Source organism: Bradyrhizobium sp. UFLA06-06 (assembly GCF_054820065.1).
This window is the reverse complement of sequence record NZ_JADFUD010000106.1, coordinates 1-15,672: the sequence shown is the minus strand read 5'-3', so window position 1 is coordinate 15,672 and position 15,672 is coordinate 1. Positions and strand designations below refer to the sequence as shown.

General features: G+C 65.7%; 15 protein-coding genes and 1 pseudogene. 10 read left to right on the top strand and 6 right to left on the bottom strand.

The genetic code is table 11. The annotated features are described in order from the left end of the window. The 4 genes from IF803_RS40775 to IF803_RS40760 all read left to right on the top strand — a co-directional run. The coding region (locus tag IF803_RS40775; RefSeq protein WP_461195981.1) for a transglycosylase domain-containing protein at positions 1 to 292 on the top strand (292 nt) is incomplete at its 5' end. Between the two features lie 157 nt (positions 293 to 449). After that, positions 450 to 635 carry a 50S ribosomal protein L32 gene (gene rpmF / locus IF803_RS40770; RefSeq protein ID WP_021077536.1) on the top strand — a complete coding sequence of 62 codons (186 nt, stop codon included), beginning with the start codon at positions 450 to 452 and terminating at the stop codon, positions 633 to 635. Between the two features lie 143 nt (positions 636 to 778). After that, the gene (locus tag IF803_RS40765) at positions 779 to 1,411 is read left to right on the top strand and encodes a hypothetical protein (protein ID WP_461195980.1); all 633 of its coding nucleotides are present in this window, start codon (positions 779 to 781) and stop codon (positions 1,409 to 1,411) included. Positions 1,412 to 1,429: 18 nt separating this feature from the next. Then, positions 1,430 to 1,900 (top strand): YybH family protein, encoded by a 471-nt coding sequence (locus IF803_RS40760; RefSeq protein WP_035632811.1) that lies wholly within the window; start codon positions 1,430 to 1,432, stop codon positions 1,898 to 1,900. Between the two features lie 52 nt (positions 1,901 to 1,952). Here IF803_RS40760 and IF803_RS40755 read toward each other — a convergent pair whose 3' ends face one another. Further along, positions 1,953 to 2,237, bottom strand: coding sequence for a hypothetical protein (locus tag IF803_RS40755; RefSeq protein ID WP_461195979.1), 285 nt, complete (start codon positions 2,235 to 2,237; stop codon positions 1,953 to 1,955). 219 nt (positions 2,238 to 2,456) lie between these two features. Here IF803_RS40755 and IF803_RS40750 point away from each other — a divergent pair, with 219 nt between their 5' ends. Continuing rightward, positions 2,457 to 4,148 (top strand): putative bifunctional diguanylate cyclase/phosphodiesterase, encoded by a 1,692-nt coding sequence (locus IF803_RS40750; RefSeq protein ID WP_461195978.1) that lies wholly within the window; start codon positions 2,457 to 2,459, stop codon positions 4,146 to 4,148. Positions 4,149 to 4,407: 259 nt separating this feature from the next. Here the strand turns inward: IF803_RS40750 and IF803_RS40745 are convergent, their stop codons facing one another. Beyond that, positions 4,408 to 5,862, bottom strand: a complete 1,455-nt coding sequence (locus IF803_RS40745) for an acetamidase/formamidase family protein (RefSeq protein ID WP_461195977.1) — start codon at positions 5,860 to 5,862, stop codon at positions 4,408 to 4,410. A gap of 385 nt (positions 5,863 to 6,247) precedes the next feature. On the opposite strand from IF803_RS40745, the gene IF803_RS40740 reads away from it, so the two are divergent. Beyond that, positions 6,248 to 8,614: an acetamidase/formamidase family protein gene (locus tag IF803_RS40740; protein ID WP_461195976.1), complete on the top strand. Its 2,367-nt coding sequence runs from the start codon at positions 6,248 to 6,250 to the stop codon at positions 8,612 to 8,614. Between the two features lie 76 nt (positions 8,615 to 8,690). Here IF803_RS40740 and phaR read toward each other — a convergent pair whose 3' ends face one another. Then, on the bottom strand, positions 8,691 to 9,281 hold the full coding sequence (gene phaR / locus IF803_RS40735) for a polyhydroxyalkanoate synthesis repressor PhaR (RefSeq protein ID WP_411783231.1): 591 nt from the start codon (positions 9,279 to 9,281) through the stop codon (positions 8,691 to 8,693). A gap of 313 nt (positions 9,282 to 9,594) precedes the next feature. Here phaR and IF803_RS40730 point away from each other — a divergent pair, with 313 nt between their 5' ends. From IF803_RS40730 to yddG, 3 genes are all read left to right on the top strand, one after another. Next, positions 9,595 to 10,773: an acetyl-CoA C-acetyltransferase gene (locus IF803_RS40730; protein WP_028343574.1), complete on the top strand. Its 1,179-nt coding sequence runs from the start codon at positions 9,595 to 9,597 to the stop codon at positions 10,771 to 10,773. 267 nt (positions 10,774 to 11,040) lie between these two features. Continuing rightward, the gene (gene phbB, locus IF803_RS40725; protein WP_028343575.1) at positions 11,041 to 11,766 is read left to right on the top strand and encodes an acetoacetyl-CoA reductase; all 726 of its coding nucleotides are present in this window, start codon (positions 11,041 to 11,043) and stop codon (positions 11,764 to 11,766) included. Positions 11,767 to 11,953: 187 nt separating this feature from the next. After that, positions 11,954 to 12,826: an aromatic amino acid exporter YddG gene (gene yddG / locus IF803_RS40720; protein WP_461195975.1), complete on the top strand. Its 873-nt coding sequence runs from the start codon at positions 11,954 to 11,956 to the stop codon at positions 12,824 to 12,826. 210 nt (positions 12,827 to 13,036) lie between these two features. Here the strand turns inward: yddG and IF803_RS40715 are convergent, their stop codons facing one another. Both IF803_RS40715 and gloB read right to left on the bottom strand, forming a co-directional pair. Continuing rightward, a complete protein-coding gene (locus IF803_RS40715; protein WP_461195974.1) occupies positions 13,037 to 13,468 on the bottom strand; it encodes a cupin domain-containing protein in 432 nt (143 codons plus the stop codon). Next, the gene (gene gloB, locus IF803_RS40710; protein ID WP_304497747.1) at positions 13,468 to 14,235 is read right to left on the bottom strand and encodes a hydroxyacylglutathione hydrolase; all 768 of its coding nucleotides are present in this window, start codon (positions 14,233 to 14,235) and stop codon (positions 13,468 to 13,470) included. The genes IF803_RS40715 and gloB overlap by 1 nt, the downstream gene beginning before the upstream one ends. A 184-nt stretch (positions 14,236 to 14,419) precedes the next feature. On the opposite strand from gloB, the gene IF803_RS40705 reads away from it, so the two are divergent. Beyond that, complete coding sequence (locus IF803_RS40705; RefSeq protein WP_038387072.1) at positions 14,420 to 15,172, top strand: class I SAM-dependent methyltransferase; 753 nt, start codon at positions 14,420 to 14,422, stop codon at positions 15,170 to 15,172. A gap of 49 nt (positions 15,173 to 15,221) precedes the next feature. Here IF803_RS40705 and IF803_RS40700 read toward each other — a convergent pair. Then, a pseudogene (locus IF803_RS40700) lies at positions 15,222 to 15,672 on the bottom strand (DUF4167 domain-containing protein); the annotation flags it as partial.

Here is a 15,672-nt window from a genome sequence, read left to right as displayed (position 1 = left end):
GCTCTGGATCGATCTCGTGCTGCCCAAGCAGCGGATCCTGGAAATCTACCTCAATATCGCGGAAATGGGCCCGTCCGGCCAGTTCGGCGCCGAGGCCGGCGCCCAATATGCTTTCGGCCGGTCGGCGGCGGGGCTGTCACCCCGCGAGGCCGCGCTTTTGGCGGCGATCCTGCCGAATCCGGTCAAGAGAAGCGCCCGGAACCCGGGGCCGGGGGTCCGCAGGCTGTCTGCGACCTATATGGTCCGGGCCAACGCGGTGGAGCGCTGCTGGCGCGAAAATCGCGGCTCCTGAGGGCCATTTCGGGCGCTTTTTGCTGGCCCGGACCCTAGCTTTACGCGATGCCTTCCTCTATAAGCGCGGCCTTACCGGCATCGCAGCTTGCGCTTCGAAGCGCTGAGCCGTCCGCATTTCGGACGATGCCTCCGCAACACCCCTAGAGGACACCGTCATGGCCGTTCCCAGAAGAAAAACCTCGCCGTCGCGCCGTGGCATGCGCCGTTCGGCCGATGCGATCAAGACCCCGACCTATGTCGAGGACAAGGACTCCGGCGAGCTGCGCCGTCCGCACCACCTCGACCTGAAGACCGGCATGTACAAGGGCCGCCAGGTCCTGAAGGCCAAGAAAGAGTCCTGATCGGACATTCGGCCTACGCGCCGCAGCCATGCGGCGCGGTGCCTGAATTCGGTCAACGAGTGCGGCCAAGACGGGCGCGTCCGCGGCGTGGCCAATGAGCATCGCCGCATTGCTGGTTCTCCCTGAATAAGGCGCAAGCCCCGATGGTCGGTTTTCCGCTGCTGCTCGTTCCGCTCGCGGTCTACAACATCATCGCTTTCCTGATGCCCGGCGTGTCCTTCACGGACCCGCTGATCAGGCTGACATTGCTGTCGGGCGAGCAGTGGCAGATCACGCTCAGCGACATGCTGCTCGCGGCCGCCGTGCTGCTGTTGCTGCTCGAGGTCATCAAGGGCGCGCGCCCCGGCGCGAAATATCTCACCGACCATCTGCTGTCGCTGATCGTGTTCGGCGCCGCCGCCGCCGAATTCGTGCTCTGGCCGAAATTCGGCAACTCGACCTATGGCCTGCTCACGCTGCTGGCGCTGGTCGATTTCATTTCCGGAATTGCGCTGCGCACCCGCCGCCGTGCGGTGGTCGCGCCTGCGGCACCGAGCGTCAGCAGGCCGCAGCCCGACGCGCCGCAGCCCGCACCGGCAGAGGCGTCCGCGCCGCGTTCCGAGCCCGCGCCCGTCGCCGCGCCGGCGCCTGCCGTTCCGCCGCCAGCCGCGCCCGTTCCACCGGCGACGTCGGTTGCGGAATCCGTGCTGCTCGATCAGTCCGCGCCGAAGCCGACCGTCGCTTCACCGGACTTGCAGCCGGGCGGCCATCCGCCGTCGGACGCGCCGCAGCGCTGAGTGTTTTCGAGGCCGATCATGAGCGCAGAAACGCCTCTTCCGATCGCCGACTCAACGACAACTCAATCCATATTTGACTGGCTCGAACGGTTCGCCGCCTGCGTCAGGGCGGTCGACTATGCTGCCGCGCGTCCGTTCTGGCATTCGGATATCATCTCGTTCGGCACCTACCAGGAACTCATCCACGGCCGCGCGCGCTGGACCGAGATGCAATGGGACAATGTCTGGCCCCGCACCGCGGATTTCGCCTTCGATCTCGCGCATACGGCGGTGCTGATCAGCGCCGACGGCGGCATGGCGACGGTGATCACGCCCTGGACGAGCGCCGGCTTCCATGCGGACGGCAGCCGCTTTGATCGGCCGGGGCGAGCGACGATCATTCTCGCGCGTCAGGCCGACGGGCGCTGGCTCGGCATCCATTCCCACATGTCGCTGCAACGCGGCGTGCCGCAGGACAGTCACGGCAATCGGCCCGTCAAGGCCCGCTGACCGCCTGCTGCTTGGACGCCAGTTCCGGCGTCCGGCCTTTCTGGATGATTTGCTAGATGATTTGCCGGGTCCGCCGCGCCACGCTGCGGCGTTCGTCGACATGCGGGCCGTAAGCGCTCTGCGCGTCGGCCAATGACCCACGCCGCTGTCCGCGCGTCTGCGGTTCGTGTGCGGCGGTTGCGATCAGATGAGCCACAAACGACGGATCGGCATGCGGCAGCGGGATCTTGGGCGCCCAATGGGTGGTCGCGGCCAGCGGCACCAGCGCCGTGCCGGCCGCAGCAGGATCGCCGGTGCACTCACCGTCGAGGATTTCCGATTGATCGATATCCGGCATCGTCTGCGACCCGTTGGAGCGTCATAGTTTGGGACGTTGCGTCCCTCCGCAACACCCCTCTGGCAAGGGTCATGCCCGCCGTCCCCAGTTCGTTCCCGGACAGTCGAAAACGTGGTTTCCAGATTATTTATCAACTTCACCTAGCGTTGGATTCGCCGGAACCACTATCTTGAGAGCGTGTAGAATCACCGGGCGCCGTCCCAAATCGAGACATGTTCGATGCCCCCTGTCCCGCCAGCTGCCAGCATCCTCGCCTCGCTCGGCCAAGCGACATTCGCCTGGGACCTGGCGACCGATGCGATTGCCTGGAGCGACAATGTGGCGGCGGTCTTCCCGGATATCCCGGTTGCGGCGCTTGCGAGCGGTGCCGAGCTTGCCAAGCTGATCGAGCCATCGCGCTCGGTGCGATCCGATGCGCTCGGCGCGCCGGCGCCGGTGCGCGGCGGGGAGGGCGTGCCCTACCGGATCGAATATGGCGTGCGGGCCGTCACCTCGTCGCCGGTGATCTGGATCGAGGAGACCGGCTGCTGGTTTGCCGGCGCCGACGGCAGGCCGGCGCGCGTGCAGGGCGTCGTCCGCATCAACAATGAACGGCATGCCCGCGACGAGCAGCTGCTCAAGCTGTCGCGGCACGATCCGCTGACCAATGAGCTCAACCGCACCCATCTGATCGCCTCGCTCGCCGAGACGATGGAGGAGTGCGCGCGCTTCCGCTCCTCCTGCGCCTTCATGCTGATCGGCATCGATCACCTCGCGCGCGTCAACGATGCCTTCGGCTTCGATGTCGCCGACGCCGTCATCGCCGAGGTCGCGAAGCGGATTCGTGCGCGGCTGCGCAGCGGCGACATGCTCGGCCGCTTCTCCGGCAACAAGTTCGGCCTGATCCTGCGCAACTGCACCGTCGACGATACCAATGTCGCGGCCGAGCGTTTCCTCGCCGCGGTGCGCGACGAGGTGGTGCCGACCAAGTCCGGCCCGGTGTCGGTGACTGTCTCGATCGGCGCCGTCACCATTCCGCGCCATGCGAGGTCGGCGGAGGAGGCGGTCAATCGCGCCCAGGAGACGCTGGAGACCGCCAAGAGCCGCCGCGCCGGATCGTTCGCGCTGTGGAAACCGAATGTCGAGCGCGACGCCCAGCGCCGCGTCAACATCCGCGTCACCGACGAGATCGTCACCGCGCTGAACGAGCGCCGCATCGTGATCGGCTTCGAGCCCGTGGTCGATGCGCGCTTGCGGCAGCCCGCGTTCTACGAGTGCCTGGTCCGCATGGAGCAGGACGACGGCCGCGCGCTGCTCGCGCCCGATATCGTGCCGGTAGCCGAGCGGCTCGGCCTGATCCGGCTGGTCGATCACCGCGTGCTGGAGCTCGCCATCGCCGAGCTCGCCGCCGCCCCCGGCGTACAGCTCAGCCTCAACATCTCGCCCGACACCACGATGGATCCGGACTGGTGGGCCACCATCGAATCCTTGATGCGCGCGCATCCCGGCGTCGGCGAGCGGCTGATCGTCGAGATCACCGAAACGGTTGCGATCCAGGATATCGACGACGTACGTGGCTTCGTCACGCGCCTGAAGAACTTCGGCAGCCGGATCGCGATCGACGATTTCGGCGCCGGCTACACCTCGTTCCGCAATTTGCGCAAGCTCGGCGTCGACATCGTGAAGATCGACGGTGCCTTCGTGCAGAACATCGTGCGTTCGGCCGACGACCGCGCCTTCGTGCAGACGCTGATCGATCTCGCGCGCCGCCTCGAGATCAAGACAGTCGCCGAATGGGTGCAGGACGAGGAAGCCGCCGTGATGCTGCGCGAATGGGGCTGCGACTTCATCCAGGGCCGCCTGATCGGCCTCGCCTCGCCGGACCGCCCGTGGAACTCGCCGGCGGAGAAGCCCGTGCCCGCCACGGGCTAGTTCATAGTCGCCGGCCAAATTAACGGTGTCGTCCCGGCCTAGTGCGCAATTGCGCACGGGGCCGGGACCCATACGCCGCGGCTTCTCGATGAAGCGATCTGGTAGACGCTTGCTTCAAACAACCGACATTTGTGGTTATGGGCCCCGGCTTTCGTGCGCAATTGCGCACTAGGCCGGGGCGACGTTGTATTAAGTGCGCGCGGCAAAGCCCTACTCGCCCTTCTTCGGCTGACCGCCACGCTCGCTCCTGGCCTTTTCGTCAGCTCTCGCCGCCGGCGAAGATGTCCTTGCGGATCACCGCGTGGACGCCCCAATTGCCGTCGACCACCTGGGTGACGCCGAAGTCGACACCGAGCGAGATCAGCGAGATGGCCTCGTCCTCGGTCAGCTTCTTCGTCGTCATCAGGAATTTGCGCATCTTGCGGAAGGCATCGCGCAAGGCGAGGTCGACCGACGACTTCTTGTAGATCTCGGTCTGCGCGCCGGCTCCCAGCTCGCTGAGGTAGTTGGCATAGCTGAAGCCGTGCACCAGCCATTCGTCCTGGGTCTCCAGCATCGGGTAGTCGAGCGCTTCCAGCGCGGTGCCGGCGAGGTCGGCCTTCTTGTGCAGGATGATCTGGAAGGTGCCGTTGAGCGAGCATTCGATCGCCGTGCCGCACAGTTCGGAATCGCCCTGCGAGGCGTGGGAGTCGCCGACCGACAGCAGTCCGCCTTCGACCGCCACCGGGTAATACATCGTGGCGCCCTTGCCGATGCGCCAATTGTCGATGTTGCCGCCGGTATAGCTCGGCGGGATCGAATCGACGAACTCGGCCTCTTTCGGGGCGAGCCCGATCACGCCGAAATGCGGACGCACCGGGATGCGCACGTTCTTCAGGATGCCGTGGTTCTCCTTGACCGTCGAATGATCGACCGGGACGCCGGGATAATCGATGGTCTTGTGCACCACGCCGGACGGATCGGTCTGCGGCGTCCAGGTGAAATTGTAGACGGCGCGCGCCCAGTTGCGCTCGCCGGTCGCGTCGACCTCGTAGATGGTGACGACCTCGCGCGGCTTCGGCTCGGTGAGCAGATCCTTGTAGTGGAAGCCCCACGATGCCGCGGCGTTGCTGCCGAATGCCTTGCCGGAATATTTCGGGTTGGCGCAGGGCCGCGGCGCGACGTCGATGATGCGCAGCTCGAGCACGTCGCCTTCCTCGGCGCCGCGCACGAACACCGGCCCGGTGCAGATATGCACGCCGAGGCCTTCGCCCGCGCCGCGTCCGTACAGCGAGGCATCCATCGGGCCGGCGCCGCGCCGGTTCACGCCTTTCTTCTCCTTGGTCCAGAGATAGACGCTCTCGACGCCGGGATCGCCCTTCACCATGCGCTCGGCATCGTCATTGGCGTGATGCGTCAGCGCCTCGATGGTGATGAAGTCGCCGGAATTGATTTCGACGCGCGGCTTCAGCGACTTGCTGAAATAGCCCCAATGCACGGTGTCGGCATTGGCCGGCAAATGGTGATAGGCGCGCTGCGCCGGCTGATGCTTCTCGGCGGCGGCCGCCATTTTCGGCGTCACCAGCGAGATGCCGCCGGCGGTCATTGCCGCGGCGCCGCCCGCCGCCGCGAAGCTCGAGCGCAGGAACGAACGGCGTTCGCGGTCGAGCGTCTCCTTGAACTGGCGATGATGCAATTCGAAGTCCGGGCAGTTCTTGTCGTCACCTGCGCACATCTTGAGCTCCTCCTTGGATCGAAAGTGCGCATGAGAGTGCATGGCGCCGCGCCGCTCCGACATGACCGGGCGCGCCCAATAATTTGTCGGCGCGCTTGCTGTCTTCGCAGCGCAAAGGGCTGTGCAACAGCGTGCAAGGCATCTGTCGCGGCCGCCTTCGCATCGCGGCATGGCCGGAGCGGTCAAGAATTTGGACGCATTCGATCAAGTTGCACTGCGTTCGCCGCTGATAGCGCTGCCACGCGAAAGCGGCCGCTTCCGCGCGTTGCACTCAGGCTGGGCAACATGTGCCGTCGCAACACGCTTGCCGCCTGCCTGCAATCGGTGCAGGCTGCGTTCACGGCTCTGTGAGTGGAAGGCTGCGGTGCTGCGGCCTGGAGGGGTGATGGTCGCGACGACCTTTCGGGTTTCGGTCGATGCGATCCCGCGGCAAAACCGGCGGGAGGTCTGGCGCGAGGCGCTGGCCGGTTTGCAGCTCGATTGCGAATTGCCGGAGGCCGGCCAATTCCAGTTCGGCGAATTGACCGCGAAGCGCTCGACCAGCGGCGGCCAGCTCGCGCTGCTGCGTTCGACCGAGCAGCAGATCGTCTGCAGCGGTCATGCGGCCTCGCCGGGAATGCCGGCGCGGGTCGCCATCATCTTCCACGGCTACGGCCGCGGCAGCATCGCGTCCGGCCAACGGAGCTGCGAGTTTGCCGACAACGACGTCTCGGTGTGCGACCTGCAATCGCCGTGGCGGATGACTTTGCGCGAGGATTTCGAGATCCTGTTGCTCGAACTGCCGCGTGAGCGGCTGCTCGGCCGGCTCGGGCATAATCGCTTGCGTTTGCCGGCGGTGCTCGGTGCCACGATCGCCGCTGCGTCCGTGCGTCCGGTGATGCGGACCCTGGGCGGCAATTTCGCGATCCTGGACAAGGCCGATCTCGCCACCGCCGAGGTCGCGGTCACCGAACTCGTCGCCGGCGCGCTGCTCGGCGAGACGCGGCTCGATGCAGAAGCGATGACGCAGGTCCAGGCCGGCCATCTGCGCCGGGTCGATGCCGCGATCGAGGCCCAGCTCGGCAATGCCGGTCTGACCATCGCCGACATCGCGCGGCAGGAAGGGCTGTCGCAGCGCTATCTGCAACGGCTGTTCGAGCGGCAGAACACGACGTTCTCGGCCTATGTGCGCGAGCGGCGGCTGGAGCGCTGCTGCAACGACCTGATCGATCCGAACTATGCCGACCAGCGCATCGCCGAAATCAGCTACCGCTGGGGCTTCACCGATCAGGCGCATTTCAGCCGGATGTTTAGCGCGACCTACGGCACCTCGCCGCGCGACTTCCGCAAGGCGGTGCCGCGCGATGTGGAGGGCGAGCGCACGCGCGGCCGGCCGCGGCTGGCGCGTGGCACCGCAACGGTACTGCGGCTCGCACCAAGCCCGGTGGCGCGCGAGACGGTTGCGCCGCTGGAGCCGATCGTGCCGGTTGAACCGCCGGCGGCTGTGCCGGAAGGGCGGGGCGCCTCGCATCACCACCTCAAGGTGTCCAGGGAGACCGCGCATTGGGGCTATCTCAGCCGCGCCATCCCGCCTGTCATGAGCGTGCAGTCGGGCGCGGTGGTGACAATCGAGACGCTGACCCAGCACGCCTTCGATGATTATGAGCGCATGATCAAGGGCGATCCCGGCGCGGAGAGCGTGTTTCGCTGGACCGCCGAGGGCAAGTCGGTCGAACGGCGCGGCGCCGGCCCGATGGACGGTTCGATCTTCGGCCGCGGCGCCGGCGAAGGGTTCGGCGTGCACATCTGCACCGGGCCGATCTATGTCTGCGGTGCGGAGCCGGGCGATGTGCTCGAGGTGCAGATCCTCGATATCTGGCCGCGGCCATCAGCCAACCCGGCCTACGCCGGCAAGTCGTTCGGCAGCAATGCCGCGGCCTGGTGGGGTTTTCAATACAACGATCTGATCGATCCGCCGGCCAAGCGCGAGACCATCACGATCTTCGAGACCGATGCAGAGGCCGAGTGGGCCCGCGCCGTCTATTCCTACCGCTGGACGCCGCAGACCGATCCGTTCGGCGTGCGCCACGAGACGATGGATTATCCGGGCGTGCCGGTCGATCACGCCACCGTCGAGAAGCAGGCCGGCGTGCTCGCCGGCGTGCGGATTCCGGCGCGGCTGCATTTCGGCTTCATGGCGGTGGCGCCGCGCGAGTCCGACATCATCGATTCGATTCCGCCCGGCTATTTCGGCGGCAATGTCGACAATTGGCGCGCCACCAAGGGCACCACGCTCTATCTGCCGGTCGCAGTATCCGGCGCGCTGTTCTCGATCGGCGATCCGCATTTCGCGCAAGGCGATGGTGAGGTCAACGGCACCGCGCTCGAGCTTTCGCTCACCGGCCAGTTTCGCTTCATCCTGCACAAGAGCGGCAAGGCGACCAAGCCGCATGTCGAAGGGCTTGCGCACCCGCTTTTGGAAACGCCGGAGGAGTGGATCCTGCACGGCTTCAGCTACGGCAATTATCTGCGCGAGCTCGGGCGCAACGCGCAGTCGGAAATCTACCAGCGCTCGTCGGTCGATCTGGCGCTGCGTAACGCGTTCCGGGCGACGCGCAAATTTCTGATGGAGTGTTATCGCCTCAGCGAGGATGAGGCGCTGGCGCTGATCTCGCTCGGCGTCGATTTCGGCGTCACGCAGGTTGCCGACGGCAATTGGGGCGTGCACGCAATCGTCCGCAAGAGCATGCTTCCCGCGGCAAGCGACGCCTGACGCCGGCCAGGGTTGCCGCCGTCAGGATTTCGCGAAACGAGAGCGGCCGGTGCGTCCGGCCGATCGGCGAAGCGACCTACTCGTCCTTCTTCGTCGGCTGCGACATGCGCTCGAGGCGTTCCTGCATGTCCTTCATCTGGCGGCGAAGATCGTCGATGTTGCCGTCATCGGGCGTCGGCTCCGACACCTTCTCGGCCTCGCCGCCACCGCGTTGCGGCACGAACGGCTTGAACATCGAGAAGGTCTGCTGGAACAGCTCCATGTTGCGGCGGACCTGTTCTTCCAGCGGCGCAAACGGCGTGCCGCTCAGCGCGCCCGCGATCTGCTTGCGGAATTTTTCCTGTTCCTTGGTCAGCGTCTCGATCGACTGTTCGAGATACTTTGGCACCACCATCTGCATGCTGTCGCCGTAGAACCGGATCAGCTGGCGCAGGAAGGTGGTCGGCAGCAGATTCTGCCCGGCCTTGTTTTCCTGCTCGAAGATGATTTGCGCGAGCACGGAGCGGGTGATGTCGTCGCCGGTCTTGGCGTCATAGACGAGGAAATCCTCGCCTTCCTTCACCATCGCCGCGAGATCCTCGAGCGTCACGTAGGTGCTCGTCCCGGTATTATAGAGCCGCCGGTTCGCGTATTTCTTGATCGTGGTCGGTTGTTCAGATTTTGCCATGGGCTCTCACTTCAACACCGAAGAACCTGGAACCCTACGGCATCGCCGCAGGGCAAAATGCAACGCATCGCAGCAAAGGTAAGCATTTTCAAAGCGGTTCGGCTACAGTTTTGTGCTGTGCGGTTAATTCCAAAGCATAGGATTTGCTCAGGAAAGTGCCAAGGGCGTCATTTTGAGTGCGTCGCGGCGCGATTTGCCCGACAGTGCGATTGACATGTCTCAACGAGGTTTACAGGATAGCCGTCAAGAGACAGGCCCGCCACATCGGCCGCCCGCCGTCGAGAAACCCAGCTACAACCCATAGGAGATGTCCATGTCAGACGATGTCGTCATCGTCAGCGCCGCCCGCACCCCCGTCGGTAGCTTCAACGGCGCTTTCGCCACCACCCCGGCCCATGACCTCGGCGCGATCGCCATCAAGGCGGCGCTGGAGCGTGCCGGCGTCGAGGGCGGTCAGGTCTCCGAAGTCATCATGGGCCAGATCCTCACCGCCGCGCAGGGCCAGAACCCGGCGCGCCAGGCCTCGATCGCGGCCGGCATCCCGGTGGAAAGCCCGGCCTGGGGCGTCAACCAGCTCTGCGGCTCCGGCCTGCGCACGGTGGCGCTCGGCTACCAGGCGCTGCTCAACGGCGATTCCTCGATCGTCGTCGCCGGCGGCCAGGAATCCATGAGCATGGCCCCGCACGCCCAATATCTGCGCGGCGGCGTCAAGATGGGCGGCCTCGAGCTGATCGACACCATGATCAAGGACGGGCTGTGGGATGCCTTCAACGGCTACCACATGGGCAACACCGCCGAGAACGTCGCCAAGCAGTACCAGATCACCCGGTCGCAGCAGGACGAGTTCGCGGTCGCTTCGCAGAACAAGGCCGAGGCGGCGCAGAAGGCCGGCAAGTTCAAGGACGAGATCGTCCCGGTCACCATCAAGTCCCGCAAGGGCGATATCGTGGTCGACGCCGACGAGTATCCGCGCCACGGCGCCACGCTCGACGCGATGGCCAAGCTCCGCGCGGCCTTCGAGAAGGACGGGACCGTGACCGCGGGCAACGCCTCGGGCATCAATGACGGCGCCGCCGCCGTCGTGCTGATGACCGCCAAGGAAGCCGCCAAGCAGGGCAAGAAGGTGCTGGCCCGCATCGTGTCGTGGGGCCAGGCCGGCGTCGACCCCAAGATCATGGGCACCGGCCCGATCCCCGCCTCGCGCGCCGCGCTGAAGAGGGCCGGCTGGAACATCGCCGACCTCGACCTGATCGAGGCCAACGAGGCGTTCGCGGCGCAGGCCTGCGCGGTGAACAAGGACCTCGGCTGGGATCCGGCCAAGGTCAACGTCAATGGCGGCGCGATCGCGATCGGCCATCCGGTCGGCGCGTCGGGTGCGCGCGTGCTGGTGACGCTGCTGCACGAGATGCAGAAGCGCGATGCCAAGAAGGGCCTCGCGACGCTGTGCATCGGCGGCGGCATGGGCATCGCTATGTGCGTTGCACGCGACTGAACAAAAGGCAGCGAGGCCGGTTAGGTGATGAAAAGATCATCTGTCAACCGCGAAGCGAGCTGATAAATAAGATGCCCGGCTTTGCGCCGGGCATTTTTGTTTCGAGAGCATGATCCGGAAAAGTGTGAAGCGGTTTTCCGAAAGGATCATGCTCAAAAAGGGAGCCAAGGCGCGATGACGATTCAGCCTGATCTCATCGCGCTTTGTTGAGTGAGTGCGTAGGCCGGAGTTATCCGGTTATAAAAGACGGCCAAGGAGGAAACGGACATGGCACGTGTTGCATTGGTGACGGGCGGAACGCGCGGTATTGGAGCTGCGATCAGCAAGGCGCTGAAAGCGGCGGGCTACGAGGTGGCGGCGAGCTACGCCGGCAATGACGCCGCGGCGGAGAAGTTCAAGGCGGAGAGCGGGATTCCGGTCTACAAGTGGGACGTCGCGTCGTTCGACGCCTGCGCGGCCGGCGTCAAGCAGGTCGAGGCCGATCTCGGCCCGGTCGACGTGCTCGTCAACAATGCCGGCATCACCAAGGATACCGCATTCCATAAGATGACGGTCGAGCAGTGGAATGCCGTGATCAACACCAACCTCGGCTCGCTGTTCAACATGACGCGCCAGGTGATCGAGGGCATGCGCGCCCGCAAGTTCGGCCGCGTCATCTCGATCTCCTCCATCAACGGCCAGAAGGGCCAGTTCGGCCAGGTCAACTACTCGGCGGCCAAGGCCGGCGACATCGGCTTCACCAAGGCGCTGGCGCTGGAGAACGCCAAGGGCGGCATCACCGTGAACGTGATCTGCCCCGGCTATATCAACACCGAGATGGTGCAGGCGGTGCCGAAGGATGTGCTCGAGAAGAACGTGATCCCGCAGATTCCGGTCGCCCGGCTCGGCGAACCCGAAGAGATCGCGCGGGCCGTGGTCTTCCTCGCCGCCGACGATGCCGGCTTCATCACCGGCTCGACGCTGACCGTGAACGGCGGCCAGTATCACGCCTGACGCGAGAAGCGTCGTCGCGTCGCCGGCGCGCACAATCGACCAGCGAATGCCCGGCCTTGTGCCGGGCATTTTCGTCTTTACAACGCGCCACACGCGAAGGAAGACGTGGCCGGCCGGGACATCGGCGAGCGGCTTCAGACCGCCATCCTTTGGACAGCCATGCCCGGCCACGACGGATTGATTTGAGATGACGACCCGAACTGCCACCCTTGTCGGACTGACCGCCATCCTGATGTGGTCGCTGCTGTCGGTCATGACGGTCGCGACCGGGGCTATCCCGGCGTTCCAGCTCGCGGCCATGACGTTTGCGATCGGCGCCGCGGTGGCGTTCGCGAGCTTCCTGTTGCGTCCATCAGCCTTCGGCGCATTGAAGCAACCGCTGGTCGCCTGGGTCGTCGGCGTCGGCGGGCTGTTCGGCTATCACGCGCTGTATTTCCTGGCGCTGCGCTTCGCCCCGCCGGCCGAGGCCGGCCTGCTCAATTACCTCTGGCCGCTGTTGATCGTGCTGTTCTCGTCGCTGCTGCCGGGCGAGCGGCTTGCGGTGCATCACATCGTCGGCGCGCTGCTTGGGCTCGCCGGGACCGTGCTGCTGTTCGCCGGCAACACCGGCGCCTTCACAAAAGAGCAGATTCCAGGCTTCGCGGCCGCCTTCGTCGCGGCGTTCGTCTGGGCGTCCTATTCGGTGATGTCGCGCCGGCTCAAGGCGGTGCCGACCGATGCGGTGGCAGGCTTCTGCCTCGCGACCGCCGTGCTTGCCGCGCTCGTGCACATGATGGTGGAGACGACGGTGTGGCCCGCGACGCCGCTGCAATGGCTGGCCGTCGTCGCGCTCGGCATCGGTCCGGTGGGGGCTGCGTTCTTCGCCTGGGACATCGGCATGAAGCGCGGTGATATCCGCGTGCTCGGTGCCGCATCCTACGCCACGCCGCTGCTCTCGACCGCGTTCCTCATCCTCGCGGGCTTCGCCAAGCCCAGCGCCAACATCGCGATCGCCGCGATCCTGATCGCCGGCGGCGGGCTGATCGCAGCAAAGGACATGGTGTTGAGAAAAAGGACGTAGAAAGCGTAGGATGGGTAGAGCGAAGCGAAACCCATCAACTCCTATCCACGCGGCGAGATGATGGGTTTCGCTGCGCTCTACCCATCCTACGAAGAAGGTTGCTGCTACTGTTTCACCGTCACCCTGAGGAGGCCGCAACGCGGCCGTCTCGAAGGGTGGACGGCCCCGTCTGTGGCCGATTCATCCTTCGAGGCTCGCTCCGCTCGCACCTCAGGATGACGGGGAAAAGCCCTTCGGCGCCAGCTCGAATTTCGCGAACTCGAATCCCGGCGCGACGGTGCAGCCGACCAGCGTCCAGTCGCCGCTGCTTTCGGCGGCCTGCCATGCGTCCGCCGGCACGATCGCCTGTGGCTGCTCGCCGCGCGCCACATCCGGCCCGAGCGTGATCGAATGTGGGGCGCCGTCCTGCGCGATCCGCAATGTCAGCGGCGCGCCGGCGTAATAGTGCCACATCTCGACGGCGTCGATGCGGTGCCAATGCGAGCGCTCGCCGCGCGCCAGCAGGAAATAGATCGCGGTCGAATGCGCGCGGCTATTGGCGTCGACGCGCTCGTCACGAAACGTCTCGCGATAATGTCCGCCTTCGGGATGCGGCTGCAGCGCAAGCTGCGCGATGATATCGGCCGCCGAGAGGTCTGCCATCACGACTTGTTCTTGCGCTCGCGGAGCTCGCCGAACACCAGCGCCGGGTCGGCGCCCTTCATGTGCAGCTTGGCCGCCACCGCCGGCTCGTCGGCGCGCAGAAACACGTTGGCCTTCTTCTCGTCGCCGAGCAGGACGGGGATCGTCGGCTTGTTCTCGGCGCGCAGTTTTGTGACCTCTGCTGCGCGCGCCTGCAGGGCCGGATTGTCAGGCTCGATGGTGAGCGCGAACTTCACGTTGGAGGCGGTGTATTCATGGCCGCAATAGAGACGGAAATCGTCCGGCAGCGAGCGCAGTTTCAAAAGCGAATCCCACATCATGGGGTAGGTGCCTTCGAACACGCGGCCGCAGCCGATCGAGAACAGCGTGTCGGCGGCGAACACCGCCTTCTCGCCGTCGAACACATAGGAGATATGGTCGAGCGTATGGCCGGGAGTTTCGACCACACGGGCCAACAGGCTGCCGACCTTGATGACATCGGCATTGGCGGCGCGCAAATCGACATTGGCAATCTTGGCCGACTGGTCGTGCGGGGCGACGACGCGGCAGCCGTATTTCTGCTTCAGCTCGGCGACGCCGCCGACATGGTCGCCATGGTGATGGGTGATCAGGATATCGGTCAGCGTCCAGCCTTCGCGCTCCAGCGCCTTGATGATCGGGCCGGCCTCCGGCGCGTCGATCGACGCGGTCGCCTTGGTCGCGGGATCGTGGATCAAATACCCGAAATTGTCGGTGAGGCAGCTGAAGGTGCGAATTTCGGCGGTCATGATATCTCCACGAACAAACGGGACGGACATTTTGGAGCATGATGTATTCGAAAAGGCCGGTATCGGCTTTCCCGGATCATGCTTTAACGCGCCCAATATAGGGGTGAAATATGGCGTTAACGCTCCGGCGGCAATGCAATTTTCGGCGCACCCGGGCAGCAGGGGGCGTGTTAGGCTAAACACCATGGACGTCATCGACCTGCGCGACTTCTATTCGCAGCGCCTCGGCATCGTGGCGCGGCAGCTGATCAACCGGGGTATCCGCGCGCGGTGGCCGAACGCGGAAGGCCAGCGCGTGCTCGGCCTCGGCTATCCGACCCCCTATCTCGGCCTGTTCCGTGAGTCCTGCGAGCGCTGCATTGCCTTCATGCCGGCGGCCCAGGGCGTGCTGAAATGGCCGACCGGCCGGCCGGCGCTGGCCACTCTGATCGACGAATTCTCGATGCCGCTGCCGGATGCCGCGGTCGACCGCGTGCTGCTGGTGCACGCGCTGGAGATGTCCGATGATCCGGAGCGGCTGCTGCGCGAGGTGTGGCGGGTGCTCTCGCCCTCGGGGCGGCTGATCGCGATCATCCCGAATCGCCGCGGCGTCTGGACGCGCACCGACGCCACGCCGTTCGGCCATGGCCGGCCCTATTCGCGGGCGCAGATCACGCAGCTGTTGCGGCAGACCTGGTTCACGCCGTCGTCGTGGGGCGAGGCGTTGTTCATGCCGCCGGTGCAGGGCAGCTGGTTCCTGCGCTCGGCGATGGCGTGGGAGCGGGTCGGCGCGGCGCTGTCGATGCCGTTCGCCGGCGTGCATATCGTGGAGGCGACCAAGCAGGTCTATCGCGCGATCCCCGCGCGCCGCGAGCGCACGCAGTTGATCCCGTCATTGCGTCCGGTGCTGGTGCCGTCCTCGACGGCGACGCGCAAATCCAGTCACGCAGAGTCGTGACGCGGACAATTCACCCTCCCTGTGAAGGGAGGGTGACAGATTCTCACGATTACTCGTTGCCCGGATTGAAGTCGTCGCTCGGTGCGGGCTGCGTCGCCATGTCCGGGCGCGGGCCGTGCGGGCGGCGGCGGCGGCGCGGAAAGCGCTCGCTCCGTTCGCCGCGTTCTGCGCCGCCATTGCCTTCATAGGTGCCATTCACCTGCGGCTGCGCGCCACCGGTGATGAACGAGGGCAGGCGATCGACGCCGCCGGCATCGGCCATCGCGGGCTGCGGCTGGTTCTGCGGCTGCGGCTGATATTGCGGCTGCGGACGATGCTCGCGCTCGCGGTGCTCACGCGGCTGCTGGTCACGCTCGCGATGCTCGCGCGGTTGCTGCTGCTCGCGCTGGTACGGCTGCTGGCCGTTGTCGCGCATGAAAGGTTGCTGCTGCTGCGGCACGAAGCCCGGCTCCTGGCCGAAGCTCGAATAGCCGTCGCTGTCGTCGTCGCCGTCTTCGGTC

What these genes read in the sequence shown, in the direction of transcription:
- IF803_RS40760 (WP_035632811.1), top strand. Translation starts at nt 1,430, where the DNA reads ATGAGCGCAGAAACGCCTCTTCCGATCGCCGACTCAACGACAACTCAA.
- IF803_RS40755 (WP_461195979.1), bottom strand. Translation starts at nt 2,237, where the DNA reads ATGCCGGATATCGATCAATCGGAAATCCTCGACGGTGAGTGCACCGGC.
- IF803_RS40705 (WP_038387072.1), top strand. Translation starts at nt 14,420, where the DNA reads ATGGACGTCATCGACCTGCGCGACTTCTATTCGCAGCGCCTCGGCATC.
- IF803_RS40745 (WP_461195977.1), bottom strand. Translation starts at nt 5,862, where the DNA reads ATGTGCGCAGGTGACGACAAGAACTGCCCGGACTTCGAATTGCATCAT.
- IF803_RS40765 (WP_461195980.1), top strand. Translation starts at nt 779, where the DNA reads ATGGTCGGTTTTCCGCTGCTGCTCGTTCCGCTCGCGGTCTACAACATC.
- IF803_RS40715 (WP_461195974.1), bottom strand. Translation starts at nt 13,468, where the DNA reads ATGGCAGACCTCTCGGCGGCCGATATCATCGCGCAGCTTGCGCTGCAG.
- yddG (WP_461195975.1), top strand. Translation starts at nt 11,954, where the DNA reads ATGACGACCCGAACTGCCACCCTTGTCGGACTGACCGCCATCCTGATG.
- gloB (WP_304497747.1), bottom strand. Translation starts at nt 14,235, where the DNA reads ATGACCGCCGAAATTCGCACCTTCAGCTGCCTCACCGACAATTTCGGG.
- IF803_RS40750 (WP_461195978.1), top strand. Translation starts at nt 2,457, where the DNA reads ATGCCCCCTGTCCCGCCAGCTGCCAGCATCCTCGCCTCGCTCGGCCAA.
- IF803_RS40740 (WP_461195976.1), top strand. Translation starts at nt 6,248, where the DNA reads ATGGTCGCGACGACCTTTCGGGTTTCGGTCGATGCGATCCCGCGGCAA.
- rpmF (WP_021077536.1), top strand. Translation starts at nt 450, where the DNA reads ATGGCCGTTCCCAGAAGAAAAACCTCGCCGTCGCGCCGTGGCATGCGC.
- phaR (WP_411783231.1), bottom strand. Translation starts at nt 9,281, where the DNA reads ATGGCAAAATCTGAACAACCGACCACGATCAAGAAATACGCGAACCGG.
- phbB (WP_028343575.1), top strand. Translation starts at nt 11,041, where the DNA reads ATGGCACGTGTTGCATTGGTGACGGGCGGAACGCGCGGTATTGGAGCT.
- IF803_RS40730 (WP_028343574.1), top strand. Translation starts at nt 9,595, where the DNA reads ATGTCAGACGATGTCGTCATCGTCAGCGCCGCCCGCACCCCCGTCGGT.